This is a genomic window from Microbacterium lacus (assembly GCF_044794305.1).
GTDB lineage: Bacteria > Actinomycetota > Actinomycetes > Actinomycetales > Microbacteriaceae > Microbacterium > Microbacterium lacus_B.
Genome location: NZ_CP084996.1, coordinates 1,794,933 through 1,812,614 on the forward strand (window position 1 = coordinate 1,794,933; position 17,682 = coordinate 1,812,614).

14 protein-coding genes are annotated in these 17,682 nt (G+C 66.8%); 3 read left to right on the forward strand and 11 right to left on the reverse strand.

All coding sequences use genetic code 11. From position 1 onward, the window contains the following. Positions 1-4: 4 nt before the first annotated feature. The gene (locus LG299_RS08690; protein WP_404429257.1) at positions 5-1,411 is read right to left on the reverse strand and encodes a glycoside hydrolase family 5 protein; all 1,407 of its coding nucleotides are present in this window, start codon (positions 1,409-1,411) and stop codon (positions 5-7) included. Positions 1,412-1,612: 201 nt separating this feature from the next. On the opposite strand from LG299_RS08690, the gene LG299_RS08695 reads away from it, so the two are divergent. Further along, positions 1,613-2,614, forward strand: coding sequence for a LacI family DNA-binding transcriptional regulator (locus LG299_RS08695; RefSeq protein ID WP_404429259.1), 1,002 nt, complete (start codon positions 1,613-1,615; stop codon positions 2,612-2,614). A 99-nt stretch (positions 2,615-2,713) separates the two neighbouring features. Here LG299_RS08695 and LG299_RS08700 read toward each other — a convergent pair whose 3' ends face one another. Genes LG299_RS08700 through LG299_RS08710 form a run of 3 tightly spaced genes read right to left on the reverse strand, consistent with a single transcriptional unit; the run spans position 2,714 to position 6,172 of the window. After that, complete coding sequence (locus tag LG299_RS08700; RefSeq protein ID WP_404429261.1) at positions 2,714-3,559, reverse strand: transglutaminase N-terminal domain-containing protein; 846 nt, start codon at positions 3,557-3,559, stop codon at positions 2,714-2,716. After that, complete coding sequence (locus LG299_RS08705) at positions 3,556-4,488, reverse strand: alpha-E domain-containing protein (RefSeq protein WP_404429263.1); 933 nt, start codon at positions 4,486-4,488, stop codon at positions 3,556-3,558. The genes LG299_RS08700 and LG299_RS08705 overlap by 4 nt, the downstream gene beginning before the upstream one ends. Next, positions 4,469-6,172 carry a circularly permuted type 2 ATP-grasp protein gene (locus tag LG299_RS08710; RefSeq protein WP_404429265.1) on the reverse strand — a complete coding sequence of 568 codons (1,704 nt, stop codon included), beginning with the start codon at positions 6,170-6,172 and terminating at the stop codon, positions 4,469-4,471. The genes LG299_RS08705 and LG299_RS08710 overlap by 20 nt, the downstream gene beginning before the upstream one ends. A 239-nt stretch (positions 6,173-6,411) precedes the next feature. Here LG299_RS08710 and LG299_RS08715 point away from each other — a divergent pair, with 239 nt between their 5' ends. Next, complete coding sequence (locus tag LG299_RS08715; protein ID WP_404429267.1) at positions 6,412-7,998, forward strand: molybdopterin-dependent oxidoreductase; 1,587 nt, start codon at positions 6,412-6,414, stop codon at positions 7,996-7,998. 26 nt (positions 7,999-8,024) lie between these two features. Here LG299_RS08715 and rocD read toward each other — a convergent pair whose 3' ends face one another. The 5 genes from rocD to LG299_RS08740 all read right to left on the reverse strand — a co-directional run bounded on the left by rocD (position 8,025) and on the right by LG299_RS08740 (position 12,050). After that, positions 8,025-9,251, reverse strand: a complete 1,227-nt coding sequence (rocD, locus tag LG299_RS08720) for an ornithine--oxo-acid transaminase (RefSeq protein WP_404429269.1) — start codon at positions 9,249-9,251, stop codon at positions 8,025-8,027. 14 nt (positions 9,252-9,265) lie between these two features. Then, positions 9,266-10,066: a dimethylargininase gene (ddaH, locus tag LG299_RS08725; protein WP_404434845.1), complete on the reverse strand. Its 801-nt coding sequence runs from the start codon at positions 10,064-10,066 to the stop codon at positions 9,266-9,268. Positions 10,067-10,304: 238 nt separating this feature from the next. Continuing rightward, entirely contained in the window at positions 10,305-11,348 is a 1,044-nt protein-coding gene (locus LG299_RS08730) for an NAD(P)-dependent alcohol dehydrogenase (RefSeq protein WP_404429271.1), read from the reverse strand. Next, the gene (locus tag LG299_RS08735; protein ID WP_404429273.1) at positions 11,345-11,575 is read right to left on the reverse strand and encodes a helix-turn-helix transcriptional regulator; all 231 of its coding nucleotides are present in this window, start codon (positions 11,573-11,575) and stop codon (positions 11,345-11,347) included. The genes LG299_RS08730 and LG299_RS08735 overlap by 4 nt, the downstream gene beginning before the upstream one ends. A gap of 37 nt (positions 11,576-11,612) precedes the next feature. Then, a complete protein-coding gene (locus tag LG299_RS08740; RefSeq protein WP_404429275.1) occupies positions 11,613-12,050 on the reverse strand; it encodes a hypothetical protein in 438 nt (145 codons plus the stop codon). A gap of 96 nt (positions 12,051-12,146) precedes the next feature. On the opposite strand from LG299_RS08740, the gene LG299_RS08745 reads away from it, so the two are divergent. Continuing rightward, entirely contained in the window at positions 12,147-12,803 is a 657-nt protein-coding gene (locus LG299_RS08745) for a DUF4386 domain-containing protein (protein WP_404429276.1), read from the forward strand. Between the two features lie 98 nt (positions 12,804-12,901). Here the strand turns inward: LG299_RS08745 and LG299_RS08750 are convergent, their stop codons facing one another. Beyond that, positions 12,902-13,771: a GTP-binding protein LepA gene (locus LG299_RS08750; RefSeq protein ID WP_404429278.1), complete on the reverse strand. Its 870-nt coding sequence runs from the start codon at positions 13,769-13,771 to the stop codon at positions 12,902-12,904. Positions 13,772-13,889: 118 nt separating this feature from the next. After that, positions 13,890-17,597, reverse strand: coding sequence for a proline dehydrogenase family protein (locus tag LG299_RS08755; RefSeq protein WP_404429280.1), 3,708 nt, complete (start codon positions 17,595-17,597; stop codon positions 13,890-13,892). Positions 17,598-17,682: the final 85 nt, after the last annotated feature.

Sequence of the window (17,682 nt, forward strand, 5' to 3'; positions counted from 1 at the left end):
TGCGTCATTCGCCGCTGATGTGGGCGCGGAGCGTGTCGATGAGACCTGTGCGCTGCCGCATCCCGTCAAACCGGAACGTACGCGCAAGCTGCCGCGCCTGCTCCGGCGTCACGCCGCGAAAGAGGTCGGCGAACCGTTCGGCGAGCGGCTCGGCAAGCAGGATGTGGCGCACGAGTACCGCGACGTGCGGCTGGCGCCCCCACGGGTAGGGAGCGAAGTCAGGAAACTCTTGCGCGAAGGTCGCATCGATGGGATCCAGGATGCTTCGGACTCCGGCATCCGATCCGCCCCACGAGTCGACCCCGAGGCGTGTCTTTGCCTCGAGAAGGGGCTGGATCAGTCGAAGGTAGTCGCTCTCGGGGTCGGCGTAGACGAGACCTTGGAGCCCGATGTCTTTATAGGTCCACAGTGCCCAGCTCGCGCCGTGGTCGCGGTAGATCTCGAGCTGATCGCGCAGGAGTTGCAGACGCCACACGTCCTGCGAACGGTCGGTCGAATACACCGGTCCGAACTCACCGATCCAGATCGGAGTGCCCGTGCGGCGCATGTACTCGGTGCGGCGCAGGAACGTCTGCTCGACGACACTGCGGTCGAAGTACTCGCCGCGCGTGGTTCCCGGGTAGGCGGTGGCGCTCGTGATGCCCGGCAGCGCATAGTCGTGGGCGGTGTATACCGTGTTCGGGAGCGGATCGCTCCGGCGATCGAAGATGCTGAAGTCGGTCGAATAGCGGTTGCCGTCGAGAAATAGAACATGACGCGGATCGACACTGCGAATCGCAGCTTCGAGTCGCTCGTAGAACGGCAGCAGCACCTTGCCCGAGGGGTCGGCCGGCTCATTGATCGGGTTGTAGCCAGCGACCTCCGGTCGATCACGGAAGCGGTCGGCGATCGCCTCCCACAGGTTCACCACGCGATCCTGAAAGTGCGGGTGGTTCCAGAACTCCGCGACGTGAGTCGGATTGTCGCTGTGCCAATGCTGGTTCTGCCGCCCCGGGACGGCGTGCAGATCGAGGATTGAGCGGATGCCGTGGCGCCCGAGCGTGGCGACGACACGGTCGAGCCGGTCGAGGCCGGACTCTTTCAACACGAAGGGGCGCGCGTCATCCTCAAAGTGTCGGTAATTGAACGGGATGCGCACACTGTCGATGCCGACAGACGCGAGGAAGGCTGCATCTTCGTCGGCCAGGAAAACGTCGAGAAACTCGTCGAAAAACGCGTCGTACGCGTCATCCCCCATCCGATCACGCAGGAGCCGTCGGATCGCCTCTTCATTGCCGGGATAGCCGGTGATGAAGTTCTCCATGTTCATCCAGCCGCCTAGGCCCACGCCCGCCATACGTGTGGTCGCGCCGGATTCATCGACCAGGTCTGTGCCGTGAACCCGAAGAAAAGAGAGGTCGGTACGCGTCATTGCGCCTCGTTCCGTGGAGAGTGGGCCTGCAAGCAGGCGAGAAATCGCTTTCACCAAATGCTACTCGCGAGCTGTGAGCAATGCACGATGAACGAGCGTCAAGCGAGGGACGGATTCGCAAATCCACGCAAGTACGGGGCGCATCACCCGCCAATCGCGATACTCTCTGCGAGAGCGGTTTCACCGCAAGAGGAGCAATGAGTGATCCAACGGGCTCGATCGACGACGATCGCCGAAGTCGCACGCCACGCCGGGGTCTCACCGGCAACCGTGTCACGCGTGATGAATGGGCGGTTTTCAGGAACTCCAGACATTGCCGAGCGCGTTCACGCCTCGGCGAAGGAACTCGCCTACTCCCCCAATCACCTCGCACGCAGCTTTGCCCTCGGGCAGACGAACGCAATCGCCTTCTTGGTGCCAGACCTTGCAAACCCCTCCTTTCAAGCCGTCCTCGCGGGACTTAGCAAGGCCGCGGCGAGCGAGGGCTACCGGGTCCTGGTCGCTGACTCTGCCGAGACACCCGACGATGAACCGCTTCTCGCCGCCGAAATCAGGGGGCGGTGCGATGCGCTCGTCCTCTGCGCACCACGCATGACAGAGGAAGAACTTGTGCGCGCGACCGAGACCCTCGGACCGGTCGTGCTCATGAACCGCTTCAGCTCGGACGTTCTGGCACCGATCCTGTCCGTCGACTCCCGCAGCGGCGTGGAGAGCCTCGCTCGTCACCTCTACAGCCTGGGACATCGACGGATGGTCTACGTCGGTGGGCCCGAAGGCGTTGCCAACGAGAATCGCCTGCGTGGGCTCGCCGATTTCACCTCATCCGTCTCCGATGTGAAGATCTCTCGCGTGGCTGCCGGCGCCGGTAGTGCCCAGGGCCTCGACGCGGTCGAGTCCGTCATCGCCACGAATGCGACCGCTGCGCTCGCCTTCAACGATCTTGTGGCCATCGGTCTCGTGCACGGACTGGTCGAACGCGGCGTCCGAGTCCCCCATGACATCTCGGTCACCGGCTTTGACGACATCCCGTTCGCCCGGTTCATGTCTCCGTCGCTGACGACCGCATCGGTGCCGCACGAGGTGCTCGGAAGTCTCGCCTGGACGCGCATGCGCGCGCTGATCAAGGGAGAGACACCCGAGCACAACGTCGTGTTCCAGCCGCGTGTCGAGGTGCGGCGGTCTACGGCGCCGCCGCACGCGTAGCCGCTGGCCGCGGCGAGGGAAAAGATACGACGAGCGGAGGATGCCTCTGCACGCGAGAGTCCTCCGCTCGCTGCATCCTCTCCGTCGCTACGGGCCTGGCTACGCCTCGCGGGTGATCGTCACCTTCACGTGCAGGTGGCTCTTGAACGGCCCCGCGTACACCCCGCGCAGCGGGGGCACGTCGCCGTAGTCGCGTCCGCGGCCGACGAGCACGTGACGGTCACCGATCTCGATGTTGTTCGTCGGGTCGAAGCCCTGCCACTCGCCGGCGAACCACTCCACCCACGCGTGCGACTCCCCCGGGATGGCCACGCCGACCTCAGAGGACTCCTTCGGGTGCAGATAGCCCGACACGTACCGCGCGGGAATCCCGACTTCGCGCAGGGCGCCGAGGGTGATGTGCGCGATGTCTTGACAAACGCCCTTGCGGGCCTCCCACGCCTCGGTCGCGGTGGAGTGCACGCCGGTGATGCCGTGCATGTACTCGACGGCGTCGCCGATCGCTGACGAGATCGCCATCGCGGCGTGACCCGGGTCCGAGTGCTGCGCAGCGATCGAGCGGGCGATATCGACGACCTCCGCGTGCGGACGGGTCCTCGCGGACTGGCCCATCTGCTCGACGGTTTCGATCGAGCGCATCGACTCGCGCTTCAGGGCATCCCAGGTCATGTCGACCTGCTCGAGCGGGCGCGGACGCACCTCGACGAGCGAGCGAGCGGTGATCTTGAGATCCGTGTGCGGCGAGAGCACGTCGAACACCGCGACACGGGTGCCGAAGTAGTCGACGTACTGATTCACGCTCGTCGAGGGTTCGATGTCGAGCGATGAGCTCAGCACGAACTGGCTGTCGGTCGAACCCGGCAGCATCCGTGCCTCGTTGTACGACGCCGACACGTCTCCCTGGTACGAGAACCCGGTCGTGTGCTCGATGCGCAAACGCTTCATGAGATCTCTCCGATCCAGCTCGGCTCGGCTTGCGTCGGGAAGAACCGGTCGCGGATGGCTTCGGATGCTTCGCGCGTGACCTTCTGCACCCTGTCCATGTGCTCGGGCAACTCGCTGAGGATCTCGCTGATTGGGCGATACTCGAGGTCGTTTCGGATCTGACCGAGCGCACGCAGCACCGTGTTGGAGTGCCCGACGCGGTCGGCTCTCGGGTCGATCGCGCTCATGCACGCCTCGGCGGTTTGGATCGAGTAGATGATCGAGCGCGGGAACAGGCGGTCGAGCAGCAAGAACTCGGCGGCGTTGCGCGCGCTCGGCATGCCTCGGTAGGTACGCAGGTATGCCTCGTACGCCCCGCACGACCGCAGGATCGTGGTCCACGATGGGCCTGAGACTTCAGTCAACGACCGGGTAGCCAGCAGGCGTGCGGTCATGTCGGTGCGCTCGATCGCACGGCCGAGGGTGAAGAACTGCCACGCTTCGTCGCGGCTCGTGGACGAGTCGACCGTGCCGATGGCGAGCGCCGAACGCTCGCGCACCCACTTGAAGAACTCGTGCGTTTTGTCGCTCTGCAGGCGCCGAGGCATCCTGGCGCTCGTGGTGTTGAGTGTCTCCCACAGTTCGGTGGAGACGATCTCGCGCGCGCGGCGGGCGTTTTCGCGTGCCGCGGTGAGTGCATAGGCGATGGATGCTGCGTTGGTCCGGTCAACGGCCAGCCGGGCGAGGACATCCTCGCGGCGAACGATCTCCCCAGGCTCGGGCGGGATGGAGCCCATCACCAGGAGCAGCGACCGGCATGCGGTGTCTTCGTCGATCCACGGATCTTCGAGGAGCAGCTGCAGGTGGACGTCGAGAATGCGGGCGGTGCCGTCGGAGCGCTCGATGTAGCGCCCGATCCAGAAGAGCGATTCAGCAATCCGAGAGAGCATCGGTCACCTCCTCCGTCGCCTGTTGCTGTTGCTGTTGTTGCTGCTCCTGCTCGCCCCGATCGCCGCTGCTGGGGTCGCGCGGCGAATGAGTGGGAGCGGGCTGAGTGTCGTAGATGATCGGAATCGCCGAGGTGATCGTCGATGCCTGGTCGGCGACGAGACCGGCAAGGCCATCCCCCTGGCCGTACTCGACGTGACCGGGCGCTGCGCCACCGACGATCCAGGTGTCTTTCGACCCACCGCCCTGGCTGGAGTTCACCACGAGCTCCCCCTCGGGCAGTGCAACGCGGGTGAGACCTCCGGGAAGCACCCAGATGTCGTCTCCGTCGTTGACCGCGAACGGGCGGAGATCGGCGTGGCGGGGGCGCATGCCATCCTCGACGAGCGTCGGAATGGTCGAGAGCATGACGACGGGCTGAGCGATCCAGCCGCGCGGGTCGGCGATGAGGCGCTTGCGGAGCTTTTCGAGCTCGGCGGGCGAGGCATCCGGACCCACAACCAGTCCCTTGCCACCCGAGCCGTCCACCGGCTTGACCACGAGCTCGGGAAGCCGGTCGAGCACCTCTTCGAGAGCACCCGGATCTTCGAGGCGCCACGTGTCGACGTTCTTGAGGATCGGCTCTTCGGCCAGGTAGTACCGGATGAGGTCGGGCACGTAGGTGTAGAGCAGCTTGTCGTCGGCGACGCCGTTGCCGACCGCGTTGGCGATCGTGACGTTGCCCAGGCGCGCCGCGAGCATAAGCCCAGGGGCGCCGAGCATCGAGTCGGCGCGGAACTGCAGGGGGTCGAGGAACTCGTCGTCCACACGGCGGTAGATGACATCGACGCGCTTGGGGCCGCGAGTCGTACGCATGAAGACTTTGCCGCCAATGCAGAGCAGGTCGCGGCCCTCGACGAGTTCGATGCCCATGAGGCGCGCGAGCAGGGTGTGCTCGAAGTACGCCGAGTTGTACACACCAGGCGTGAGCACCACGACGTTCGGGTCTTCGATTCCCGCGGGAGCCGAGGCACGCAGGGCTGCGAGGAGCTTGTTCGGGTAGTCACCGACGGGGCGCACCCGCATCGAGACGAAGAGTTCAGGAAGCGTCTGAGCCATCACCCGGCGGTTCGAGATCACGTAGCTCACGCCCGACGGCACGCGCACGTTGTCTTCGAGCACCCGCATCTCGCCGTGCTCGTCGCGGATCAGGTCGATTCCCGAGACTTGAATCCGCACGCCGTTCGCGGAATGGATGCCCGCTGCCTGGCGATAGAAGTACTGCGAGGACGCAATGAGCCCGGCGGGGAGCACTTCGTCACGCACGCAGTGCTGACGACCGTAGGCATCGTCGAGGAAGGCCTCAAGTGCGCGCACGCGCTGTTTCACGCCTGACTCGACACGTGACCACTCGTCGAAGGCGATGATGCGCGGAACGGCATCCAACGGGAACGGACGTTCCTCGCCGGCGAAGTCGAACGTCACGCCCTGCGCGAGATACGAACTCGCGAGCGAATCGGTTCTCCCGCGCAGCTCTTCCTGCGTCATCTTCGCCAGCGCTTGATACAGCTCGCGGTATGCCTTGCGCGACTCTGCCGGGGCCCCGGAGTGTTCCGGGGTGCCGAACATTTCGTCGAACGCGGGAATGCCCGAAGCGGTCTTGCGCGGCGCCAGTGTCGAGCCGTAGCCGTCGAACAGATCACCCATGCGACGACTCTAGTCGGGCGTGTGTTGCCACAGTGTTTCGGCTCTCTCGTTCGCCTGAGACGAAAGCGCACGGCGACAGGGGATGCAGCGAGCGGAGGGTGATTCCGACGCCCAGCATCCTCCCCTCGCAGAATCTCCTCCGCCTGCCGAGGTTCTCGCTCGGCCGCGCAATTCTGACGAACTGATGACAGTTCGACCGGAGCGCTCCTCGCCCGGAACAGCCGTCATAGGCTGACGACGTGGCCCACCCCGTTGATCGAACCGCGCCCGCCTTCGGCTGGGCAGCCGGTGTGGGCGCGGTCATCTTCGGTGCGGGCTTGGGCGAACTCACCGCCGCCGTCATCGCTCCGTCGTCGAGTCCGGTCGCCGCGATCGGCGCCGCGCTGATCGATGCCGCACCGAGTTGGGCGAAGGATGCCGCGATTGCACTGTTCGGTACCGCCGACAAGATCGCCTTGATCGCTGGCATCGCGCTGGTCGGTCTGGTGCTCGCCGCCTTCGCCGGGTGGCTCGAACTTCGCCGCCCACGCTGGGGCGCCGCGGTGGTCGCCGCCTTCGGTGTCGTCGGAGCAGTCGTCGCGATGCTGCGCCCCGACGCGGGAGGCATGGCCTGGCTGCCCTCGATCGTCGCCGGCGGTGTCGGCGCTCTGACCCTGTGGTTCCTGGTTCGGCGTCTGCGTCCGGCGGCGGATGCTTCGACCTCCGCCGCGCCCGCGATCCAGAGTGACCGAGCCGCCGACGACGAGCCCCTCTCCCCCGACCGCCGTCGGTTCTTCGCTTGGACCGGAGCGGCTGCCGTGGCGGGAGTACTGGCGATCGCCGCCGGAAGCGTCCGCTCCAGTGGGGCAGCGGCCGTCACTGCCGTGCGCCGCGCACTGCGCCTTCCGACCCCGGCAGGAGCCGCGGCGCCGATCCCGGCATCCGCCGAACTGCGCATCCCGGGGCTTGCCCGCGTGATCACCCCAAACGACTCGTTCTACCGGATCGACACGGCCCTCATCATCCCCGAGATCGATCCGGCCGACTGGTCGTTGCGCGTGCACGGCATGGTCGAGAACGAGTTCACGCTCACGTGGGACGAACTGCTCGCCCTGCCGCTCGAAGAGAGCGTCACCACTCTCGCGTGCGTGTCGAACCCGGTCGGCGGCGAGCTGATCGGCAACGCCCTCTGGCTCGGCTACCCGATCCGCGAACTTCTGGCCCGGGCGAAGCCCGTGTCAGATGCGGACATGGTGCTCTCGACCTCACGCGACGGGTTCACCGCATCCACCCCCATCGAGGCGTTGACCGACGACCGCAACGCGATCCTCGCGGTCGGAATGAACGGCGAACCGTTGCCGTTGCAACACGGCTTTCCGGTGCGGATGGTCGTACCCGGCCTCTACGGCTACGTGTCAGCGACGAAGTGGGTCACCTCCCTCGAAGTCACCCGGTTCGATCAGGTCAAGGCCTACTGGTCGACGCGCGGATGGTCAGAGCGCGGGCCGATCAAGCTGCAGTCCCGCATCGACGTGCCCCGGCGGGCGCAGGGGCTGAAGGCCGGCGAAACCGTGATCGCCGGTGTCGCCTGGCACCAGCACGTTGGCGTCTCGGGCGTCGAGGTACAGATCGACGAGGGCGAGTGGCGCCCAGCGACACTGGCCACCGCGATCTCAGAAGACACCTGGGTGCAGTGGAGCGTGCCGTGGGTGGCCACCGAAGGCGACCACTTGATTCGGTGCCGGGCGATCAGCGCCGACGGCGAAGTGCAGACCTCTGACACCGCCGGGGTCGCACCGGACGGCGCGACAGGCTGGCACGAGCGATTTCTCACGGTCTTCGCGTAGCGGGTTTCGGTGCCGCTGCCCGCGCCTCAGCCCGCGAGCACGACCCGTAGCTGCTCGACCGCCCAGTCCAGCTCGGTCGCCCGCACGACCAGAGGCGGGGCGATCCGGATCGTCTGACCGTGGGTGTCTTTTGCGAGCACGCCGCGAGCGAGCAGCTTCTCGGCGATCTCGCGACCGGTGCCGACGGCGGGGTCGATGTCGATGCCAGCCCAGAGCCCCGCAATGCGGAAACGCACAACACCGTGCCCGATCAGTGGCTCGAGCGCAGCTTCTAGGTGTTCACCGAGCGCGGCCGCGCGGGTCTGGAACTCACCGGTCTGCAGCATCTCAACGACCCGCAGGCCGACCGCGGTCGCGAGCGGATTGCCGCCGAACGTCGATCCGTGCTGGCCGGGTTGGATCACACCGAGAACGTCGCTGTTTGCCACGACCGCAGAGAGGGGCAGGATGCCGCCACCCAGCGCTTTCCCCAGCAGATACACGTCGGGCACGATGCCTTCGCGGTCGCACGCAAAGGTCGTACCGACCCGGCCAAGGCCGGACTGGATCTCGTCGGCGATGAAGAGCACGTTGTTCGCGGTGCAGGAGTCCCGCACCGCGCTGAGGTAGCCGTCCGGCGGGATGATCACGCCGGCCTCGCCCTGAATGGGCTCGATCAGCACGGCCGCGGTGTGCGGGGTGATCGCTGCGGCGATGGCCGCAGCATCCCCGAACGGAACGCGTACGAAACCGGGAGTAAACGGCCCGAACCCGCTCGTGGCATCCGGGTCGTCGCTGAAGCCGACGATCGTGGTCGTACGGCCGTGGAAGTTGCCGTCCGCGACGATGATCTCGGCGCTGTCGGCGGGGATACCCTTCACGCGGTAGCCCCATGCCCGGGCGACCTTGATGCCGGTCTCGACCGCTTCGGCGCCGGTGTTCATCGGCAGCACCATGTCTTTGCCGCACAGCGCGGCAAGCGCGGCGGCGAAGGGTCCGAGCTGGTCATTGTGGAACGCCCGACTGGTGAGCGTCAGGCGCTCGAGCTGCTCACGAGCGACCGCGAGGATCGCCGGATGCCCGTGCCCGAAATTCAGCGCCGAGTATGCCGAGAGCAGATCCAGGTATCGCTTGCCCTCGACATCGGTGACCCACGCGCCGTCGCCGCGCGCGGCAACGACAGGAAGCGGGTGGTAGTTGTGCGCGAGATGGGCATCCTCGACCGCGATAGCGGCGACGGTCGCGGCATCCACTGCGGAAGGAGTTGCGCTCATCGTCTGCGCTCCGTTCAGCGTCGAAGTTCGAGCGTGCAGCATTTGATACCGCCGCCGCCGAGAAGAAGTTCTGAGAGATCGACCATCACCGGGTTGTAGCCGCGCTCACGCAGCTGAGCCTCGAAGCCCTTGGCACGCGGAGAGATGATCACGTTGAGGCCATCGCTGGACGAGTTGAGTCCGAAGACGGACCCGTCTTCGTCCGAGACCTGAATTGCGTCGGGGAAGCGCTCGAGAAGGATCCGCTGGGATGCCTCGTCGAAAGCGAGCGGCAGGTACGCGATGTTCGCGTGGTCGACGCCGCCTGCGCCCTGCACGGGGTCGAGCACCGCGATCGCTGTATCGAGGTGGTAGAACCGCGGATCCACCAGTGTCAACGAAACGACCTCTTTGCCGAAGACATCACGAAGCTCTCGGTGGCTGTCGTCGGTCGAACGGAAACCGCGGCCCGCGAGGATCACATCGCCGACGAGCAGGAAGTCGCCCTCACCCTCGTTGACCATGACCGGCTCGGCAACCTCGAAGCCGTTCGCGGCGAACCACTCCATGAACGCCGGGCCCTCGGGCACCCGCTCCTGGAAGCGAAACTTCGCGCCGTACGCGACATTGTCGATCAGGAACCCACCGTTGGCGGTGTAGACCATGTCGGGCAGGCCATCGATCGGGTCGATGAGGTGCACTTCGTGACCGAGTTCGAGGTACGTGTCGTACAGCTTCTGCCACTGCGCGACAGCCTTGGCGGTGTCGGTCGGGTTCGCCGGTTGCATCCACGGGTTGATCGTGTAGCTCACCGTGAAGAACTCAGGGCGGCACATCAGGTACGTACGACGGTGCTGGATGCGGGCGGGCTGCGCGGACAAATTCGCTCCTCGAGACGGGGTGCGGCGGACGCTGTCCTTGGGCCCGGCGGCCCTTCGATTCGCATCCTCACTCAGGAACCGGGATCTCAGGGGGCGACACGGGCACGCCAGCATCCATTCTCGCACGCTCCGGTGCGACGGCTGCGAGTCGTAACCCGTGCGAGTTGCAGGGTGAACCGGCTCCGATCGGGCCTTACGCCTCCGGGAGGGTCGTTTCGCCCTGCACAACGACCACCTTGCCGACGGTCCGGCCGTTCTCGACGTGCGCGAGGGCGGCGGATGCTTCGGCCATCGTGTACGTGCGCTCGATAGAGGGCGTCAGCCGCCCGGCCGCGACGAGGTCGACCAGCCTCGCGGTGACGTCGGCCTTCGTCGTGGCCGTGATCGAGCGGAACTTCCGCCCGTCTCGACCGGAGAACATCGACTGGAAGATTCGCGGCAAGGGTCCGAGCACGGGAGTGCCGTCTCCGCCGACCAGAGCGACGACTCCCCCGCGGCGCAGGCGATCGCGCAGCACCTCCAGCGGAGCATCGCCGGGGATGTCGATGACGGCGTCGAAGTGGTCTCCCGGCAGGCTCGCCACTGGTGTCGTGCGGTAGTCGAACGTGCGCTCGGCGCCGAGCCTGTGAACGAGGTCCTCCGCACGGGCGCCGCTGGTCGCCCAGACCTCGGCGCCGCGGTCGTGCGCCAGCTGCACGGTGAGCGTGCCCACTCCCCCGCCCGCACCGAGGACGAGCACTCGTGACCCTTCACCGACGCGGCACGCGTCGAGAGTCGTGACGGCGGTGTTGCCCGCGATCGGAAGGGTCGAAGCATCCGCCATCGATACGTTCTCGGGCAGACGCGAGAGCCGCTTCTGGGCAACCGTGACATAGTCGGCGAGCGTCTCGGTTCCCGCACCGACGACCCGGTCGCCGACGGAGAGGCCCGTCACGTCGGCGCCGATGGCGACGACGGTGCCGGCGACGTCCATTCCGCGACCGGCGACCCGTGGGCGCCGCAGGCCGAAGAAGAGGCGCACCATCCGGGGTTCGCCGCGCATGAGGTGCACGTCGCCCGAGTTGATCGACACCGCCTCGACGCGCACGAGCACCTCCTTGCGCCGCGGCGTGGGCACCGCGGCTGTGACCGCGGTGACGAGATCGGCGGAGCCGTACGCACGCTGGCGCCAGATGCGCATCGTGCGCGGGAGGGGTACCGCAGCAGCAGTGCCGGTGGATTCGTGGGGAGCGTTCATGTTCCAGCCTCCGTGACTTCGGGGTAGGTGAAGAGGTCGTCGAGCCCCACGCCGAAGGCGCGGGCGAGTTGGAAGGCGAGCTCGAGCGTCGGCGAGTACTTGCCCTGCTCGATCGCGATGAGGGTTTGGCGGGTGACTCCGATGGTGCGCGCCAGGTCTGCCTGTGTCATTCCGGATGCTTCGCGCACCGCCCGGATCGAGTTCGTGACCTTCGTCGGCTTGACCATCAGACGAGCCCGCCTCGATGAGAGATGACGTCGGCGGTCACTGGGGCAAACCTTCCCGGTAGGCGCTGAGTCTCGCGAAGCCGCCCAGGAGTGCCGAGAGGAAGAACCCGAGGAAGAGGGTGTTTCCGATCCAGAACCAGTGGACTTCGAGCATGGTGAGGATCAGGGCCGTGAGACCGCCGATGACGGCAAACGCTTGTCCGACGCGGTCGCCGAAGCGCTCGATCTCGTGGTCTCGCTGGTCGGCGGTGTGCTCTTCGTCAGGGTCGCGAATGCCGGCGAGGATGCCCCAGCCGATGCTGACGAGGATCGTCGCGGCGATGGTGCCGACGATCGTCCAGACCATCGGCCACACCCAGTCGATGTCGTCAACCGGCCGTTGCCACAGTTGCGGAAGCACGATCACCAGGTACACCGCCGTGCCCACCGTGCTCATCACGACCTGCACCCAGGTGTTGCGTTCGGCGTAGCCCATGTCGACTCCTCGGGATGTCATGTTTTCTTGACATTGAGCGTACGTGGGCATACGGTGCGGTGTCAAGAATCCTTTACATTTCAGTTTGGAGCCGCAATGTCCGACACCCGTACCGCCCGCCTCACCGGCGCCGCCTACCTCGCCCTTGCCGTTACCGGCATGGTGGGGTTTCTGCTGGTCCGCCCGCAGATCGCAGACTCTCCCGAACTTGCCGGACTCGGCGTCACGCTCGAACTCGCGACCGTGATCTCACAGGCCCTGGCGGCGGTGGGCTTCTACGCACTGTTCCGCCGAGAACGCCCTGTTGAAGCGTTCGCCACGGCGACGTTCGGCATGGGTAACGCCCTCGCGATCCTCGGCAGCGCCGCGCTGCTCACTGCGGCGATCACCGTCACGAACAACCCCGCCCTGGCGCCCGATGGCGCTGCGACCGTCGCGCTCCTGCACACGGTCGCCGACTCGTTCTGGGCCGTGGGCAACGTGTTTTTCGGACTGTGGCTGATCCCGATGGGAATGTTCATCCTCACCACCCGGCGCATGCCGGTGGTGCTCGGCTGGATCGTCTTCGTGGGCGGAGTCGGCTACGTGCTCAGTGCGATCGTCGCCGTCGCGCTCCCGAACGTCGGTCTCATCGCGGATCTGCTCCCCATGCCAGCCACGGTTGGTGAGCTGTGGATGGTGGGATACCTCCTGATCCGAGGCATCCGCCCGTCGACTGCTCGCGAGCGGGTCGGGTCTCTGCTCCCGGCGTAGCAGAGCGTGCACAACTGCGGGGATCCGCGTCTACACGCCGGTGACGGACGCATCGACCCGGCGTGTTGCGCCACGATCCCGCGGTTGTGCACGGGGCGTCAGGCCGCCTCGAAACCCCGCTCTTTGTACAGGTCGATGCTCTGGCGGAGGGCCTTCAGAACGTAGGGCGGAAAGTCCATTCCCTGCTGATCGGCCCACAGCAACTGCGCTTCGATGCGTCCGACCTCCCGCGCGTACTTCTCGAGGTCGTCGGTGAAGCCGAGCGCGGTGGCGACCCCACCCATCTGCGCGCGGTAGCGGTCTTGCCCGTTCGTGCCGACGAGGTTGTAGGTCTTCTCACGGAGCACTCGCGCGAGGTACAGCTGCCAGGGCTTCAGCTCGCCGCTCTGCACGAGTGCGGTCGCCGACATCCGGTAGAACGCGAAGTGGCCCGGCTCTTGCTGCTTGATCGGGGTGATGATCGTCTCGGCTATCGCGGACTCACCGAGCTGCCGCATCCCGTCGTTGATGACGTTGTAGGCCAGCACCGCCTGCCGCTCGGTGCTCGCTCCGGTCAAGTAGTAAAGAAGACGGGCGATGTCTTGGATCGACGAGAAGTGCGCGAGCGCGCCCATCACTTTCATCTTCATCGAAACTTCGAGCTCGGGCACGGTCGCCGGCCGGCCGAGATCTTGCTGCAGCCGGTCGAGGATCAGGCCGTGTTGGATCTCTTGCGGCTGCCACACATCGGCGTAGAAGAGCCGATCGACCTCTTGCACATCGGGCAGCAGGACGAGCAGTTCGAGCACATTGCGATCGACCTCGAGCTCGACCCGCGCGAGGTAGTCGACGACGTGGCCGTACTTTTCGGTGACCGCTCGCGGATCACGCACCTCCCGGTCGACCGAGTCGAGAGAGATGGGCGGATGCTGCTCGCCGAGCCGCTGCACGTGCTCGAGGATCCGCAGCTGCGTGATCTGCTCTGCCACTCCGCCATCGTGCCACGGACGCGCGCGTACGCAACTGCAGGAATTCACATCGACACGCGTGACGGATGCCTCGTCCCGGCGTGTCGCGCAGGAGCGCCGCAGGTACGCACCGCCCGGGTCAGATCACGGCCTCCGACCAGCGGTCGGGGTTGCCGAAGCGGTGTGCCGTGATCGCGATCGCCTGCTCATGGAGGAACGGGAGCAACTCAAGCCGGCCCGCGGTCGTCACCTCGTTGTGGTAGACCGCGAGGTCGGGATCACCGGCGGTCGCTTCGGCGAGCGCGAGGTGCGCGGCCACGACAGAGTCCGGGGTGCCGACGAGCCGGATGCGGCTGGGGCCAACCTCGGCAACCCGAGAGAGCCACTGCTCTTGGGTCTCGACCCACACGTCGACCCCGAGGTCGCTGAGCACTCGGCGCACGGCGGGCGGGAGCCCGACCGGCGCAGACACCACGAACCCGGCTCCTGCCCGAAGACCCGCAACGACGACACGAAGGAGCGCGTGCCACGAGGCATCCCCCGTCGCTCGAATCTCGACGCCGGTCATCGCTCGATAGCGGAAGAGGTTGCGCTCGACGCCGATCCGCGAGACGTCCTTGACCTGGCCGAACTCGCGGTCCCATGCGATCGCGTCCGACAGTGCTCCGCGGCGGAGCCACTCGAACCCGTCGTAGGCGAGCGAGGGCTGGGCGGCTTCGATCAACGAGGTGATGCGCGTGTCGAGGCCGCGCAGGTGCAGGGTCGACGACGCCGTGTGACCGGCCGATGCGCGCCACGACCCGAGCCCCGTGAGGTAGTTCGGGCCACCGGCCTTGGTGCCGGGACCGACCGACGAGCGCTTCCACCCGCCGAACGGCTGGCGCTGCACGATCGCGCCGGTGATGCCACGGTTGACGTAGAGATTGCCGGCCTCGACGTGGTCGAGCCACTGATCGAGATCGTCGGGGTTCTGCGTGCAAAGGCCCGCGGTCAGGCCGTAGGCCACGGCGTTCTGCAGTTCGATCGCCTCGCTGAGCGAGTTCGCGTGCATGACGCCCAAAACGGGGCCGAAGAACTCCTCGAGGTGAAAGCGCGATCCGGGCGCGACGCCGGCTCGAATTCCCGGAGTCCAGAACCGTCCGGCGTACTCGGGGTCGGCATCGAGTTCGCGCGGCTCGACGAGCCACTGCTCACCCTCGTCGAGAGTCGTGAGCGCCCACTTGAGCTTTCCGCGCGGAACTTCGACGACCGGCCCGACTTCGCTCAGAGCGTCGGTCGGCGGGCCGACGCGCAGCGAGGTCGTCGCATCCACCAACTGCCGCGCGAAGCGCTTCGAGCGCCCGACCGGACCGACGAGAATCGCGAGCGACGCGGCCGAGCACTTCTGCCCGGCGTGTCCGAACGCGCTCTTGATGAGGTCGGATGCTGCAAGGTCGAGGTCGGCCGACGGCATGACGATCATGGCGTTCTTGCCGCTGGTCTCGGCGAGCAGCGGAAGGTCAGGGCGCCACGAGCGGAACAGAGCCGCCGTCTCCCAGGCTCCGGTGAGGATCACCCGGTCGACGTCGGGGTGCGAGAGCAACTGCTGCCCGAGCGAGCCCTCATCGATGTCGACGAGGGCGAGCACGTCGCGCGGAACTCCCGCGTCCCAGAGCGCTTCGGCCAGCACTGCGGCACAGCGTCGCGCCTGCGGCGCGGGCTTGAACACGACCCCCGACCCCGCGGCGAGCGCGGCGAGCACTCCCCCGGCCGGGATCGCCACCGGGAAGTTCCACGGCGGGGTGACGACAGTGAGCTTCGCCGGGACGAACACCGCGCCGCTGACGCTGTCGAGTTCGCGTGCGGTTGCGGCGTAGTAGTTCGCGAAGTCGACGGCCTCGCTCACCTCGACATCTGCCTCGGCGAAGACCTTGCCGGTTTCGGATGCGGCAACCTCGATCAGCTCGCCACGACGCTCTTCGATGGCGCGGGCAGCGGCCTGCAGAACATGAGCCCGCTCGGCGGCGGGCTTTGCTCCCCACGCGCCTGCAGCCTCGCGCACGCTCGCGACGACGGACTCGAGCACCTTCTCGTCGCTGACGAGTGCGGCCGCGATCGTCGCTTCACCGGCGGTCGAGGTCTCGATGCGCCCCAGAATTTCGCGCGCCCACGTCCGGTTGGCCGGCAACGCGGGGTCGGTGTCGGGCGCGTTGCGGAATCCGGGCGCGCCGTCGGCCTGAGTCCCCGCCTCGCGGCGGGCGAACACCGCGGTCTCGACGTACGAGTCACCACCGAACGCCTGGTTCTGGGTGGGGGGCGCGATCGGGACGGTCTCGCCCAGGTCGGATGCGCGGTTGGCACTGGGCGATCCTGCCCGGTTCAGGACGATCTGTGTCAAACTTCCGGGCTCGATGGCGCCTGCGGCCGCGATTTCAGGTCCGGAGGTCGCGTTCGCCCCGGAACTTTCACCGACCGCGGCTTCGACCGAGCGATCCTGCGTGCGATTCGGGCCGACCGGCAAGCCCCGGTCAGCGGCGCGCTCGATCGAGTCGCGAAAACGATCGCGTTCGCGCTCGAACATCGCCGGGTCATCGGCGAGGTCGAACGCCGCAGAGAGGAAGTTCTCGCTCGACGCGTTCTCTTCGAGCCGGCGTACGAGGTAGCTGATCGCGACGTCGAACTCGTCAGGCCGCACGACGGGCACGTAGAGCAGCACGTGTCCGACCTCGCGCGTGACCGCCGCGACCTGGCCCTGGGCCATGCCGAGCAGCATCTCGAACTCGACGTCGCCGGTGACGTCACGCTCACCCGCGAGAAGCCAGGCATAGGCGATGTCGAAGAGGTTGTGCCCGGCGACGCCGATGCGCACGGCCTCGGTGCGGGTCTGGTCGAAGGCGTAGTCGAGGCACCGGAGGTAGCTGGCGTCCGAATCGAGCTTGGATCCGTACGTGGCGAGCGGCCAGTCGTGGATCGCAGCATCCACCCGTTCCATCGCCAGGTTCGCGCCCTTGACGAGCCGCACCTTGATCCGAGCGCCGCCCGCGGCGACGCGCTGCTGCGCCCAGGCCGTGAGCTGTTGCAGAGCGGGAAGGGCGTCTGGCAGGTAGGCCTGCAGGACGATGCCAGCCTCGAGACCCTGCAGCCGTGGGTCCTCGAGGATGCGCGTGAAGACCGCGATCGTGAGGTCGAGGTCGCGGTACTCCTCCATGTCGAGGTTGATGAAGGTGCCGTCTTCGCGCGCGCTGAGGTAGAGCGGCATGAGCCGTTCGACCACGGTGTCGACGACCTCGTCGAACGCCCACATCGAGATATGACTCGCGATCGCCGAGACCTTGACCGAGACGTAGTCGACGTCGGGGCGTCGAATCAGGTCATGGATGCCCTCGAGCCGGTGCAGCGCCTCGGTCTCGCCGAGTACGGCTTCGCCGAGCAGGTTCAGGTTCAGGCGCGCCCCCGATTCACGGATCTTGGCGATCGCGGGACCGAGTTTGTCGGGCCGGGCATCGACAACGAGGTGACCGACCATTTCGCGCAGCACGCGGCGGGCGATGGGCACAACCGGCGTGGGCAGCACCGGCGCGACGGCACCGCCGACGTGCACCGCGGCACGCAGGTACCAGGGCAGAAAGCTCGGGACGAGCGGGGCGACGCGATTCAGATTGGATGCTGCCGCCGACAGACTCTCGGGGCGCATGACGCCGTCGACGAAGCCGATGGTGAAGGGCAACCCGTTCGGATCCTTCAGCACTCCCGCGAGCCGCTCGGCAGCCGGGTCGACATCGACCTCAGCGGCCTCGGCGATCCACCGTTCGGCGAGCGCGATCGCGGCGTCTTCGAGGGTGGTGGCAGAGGTGGGGTGGGGGGCCATCGGAGTCCTTCGAGAAAGGTGGGTGAGTCCAGTGTGCGCCGACGCATCCGTCATGAAAAGCGATGATCTACGATCAGTATCCATC